The 1,316-nt window shown below is 29.6% G+C and carries 2 protein-coding genes; both read left to right on the top strand.

The features are described 5' to 3' along the window. Nucleotides 1-446 precede the first annotated feature (446 nt). Nucleotides 447-683 (top strand): hypothetical protein, encoded by a 237-nt coding sequence (locus BKK52_RS13250; RefSeq protein WP_077473522.1) that lies wholly within the window; start codon nt 447-449, stop codon nt 681-683. A 61-nt stretch (nt 684-744) separates the two neighbouring features. Then, nucleotides 745-1,053: a hypothetical protein gene (locus BKK52_RS13245; RefSeq protein ID WP_077473521.1), complete on the top strand. Its 309-nt coding sequence runs from the start codon at nt 745-747 to the stop codon at nt 1,051-1,053. Nucleotides 1,054-1,316 lie beyond the last annotated feature (263 nt).

Here is a 1,316-nt window from a genome sequence, read left to right as displayed (position 1 = left end):
AACATCAACCTAATCAGCAGTTGTGATATAAAAACAAAGAGCGGTCAATTTTTCCAAACTTTTTATTTTCTCCATCAATCCAAAAACTCACGAAAAAACCACCGCTCTTTTATCATAAAAATATTCTCTCTTCTTATCCATTTTTTATCATTAATACCCTAAACATTCTGATTTTCAGCTATTCAAAAACGCCTTATCTCCCCATATTTGGAGTAACGATAAGATTTCTAATCTATTGATTTATAAGGGTTTTAAAAACTCAACTATTGTACAATAGTATTACTTTTCTCTACAAGAGAAAAGTAATAACTCCTGTAAAACAAAATATAGTTATAGGGCGTGAAGTTGTTTTAATTATGCCCGATATTTTATTGGGAGAAAGAATGAATTTTGCTTTATAAAAAAGCAAAATGAGACAGTTGGAACTAATTTAATCGAGGTGATTTATGAATAATCAGGATGTTCAAAAGATTTTTTCAGATGAAATTGAAATAATGAGTGGTGAAGAATTAGGTAATTTAGTGATTTGGTTTAATAGAACGCAATTTGAAACCATTTTAGCACTATTTAACCACGATAAGGATAAACTAAAAGATCTTGAGAAAATTGTCTCTATACCAATTGAAATAGATATAGATTCAGATAAGTTAGATATCTTGAGATATTATCTTGGGAAGGAATGATTATTAAAATATCAGCCTTAATTTATTAAGGCTGTTTTTTCTATGAAAAATAGGGTGAATGATGAATATTCTAAATAAATTAAAATCAAGAAAAAAATCTGTTTTGGCTGTGGTCATTATAAGCATTGGCGTCATTGTTTGGAATAGCATAAATCATAAAACTCGCCGTACTATTTTAGCTCAATTAGGCAGTACTAATGCCAAATATGAGCTTATTGAATCGGGATACGTGGAGATACCTTGTAAAGATGAATATGGTGAGGATATTAAATATTACCCTGACAGTATAATGGAAATTTATATTGATGCCGCAAAATCAGGTAATCAGAAGGCTAGACGTTCATCATTGTCTATGGCTGTTCAAAAATAAAATCAGAAGCAGCGGAAAGATCGGCATTAATTTATTTAGACAAACTTTTTGAAAAAATCCTACGGGAATTGAAGATTGGGATAATGATGATACTTTATATCGTGTTTCTGATAAGATTATTTCATATTATGCTAATCCTTCTAGAATAGGTTTATTTGGGACAGGTAATTATTTCCACTATCGATCTTACGCTCAAGATTTTATTGATAAAAAAGTAGAGTTTTATAAAAATGAATATTTAAAAAATAAGGGGCTGACGTAGA

This window comes from Rodentibacter trehalosifermentans (assembly GCF_002000545.1).
GTDB classification, from domain to species: Bacteria; Pseudomonadota; Gammaproteobacteria; order Enterobacterales; family Pasteurellaceae; genus Rodentibacter; species Rodentibacter trehalosifermentans.
Note: the sequence above shows the minus strand (reverse complement) of the source record. Positions and strands in the feature narration are given on the sequence as shown.

Coding starts and splice junctions, on each gene's coding strand:
- BKK52_RS13245 (WP_077473521.1), top strand. CDS start 745: ATGAATATTCTAAATAAATTAAAATCAAGAAAAAAATCTGTTTTGGCT.
- BKK52_RS13250 (WP_077473522.1), top strand. CDS start 447: ATGAATAATCAGGATGTTCAAAAGATTTTTTCAGATGAAATTGAAATA.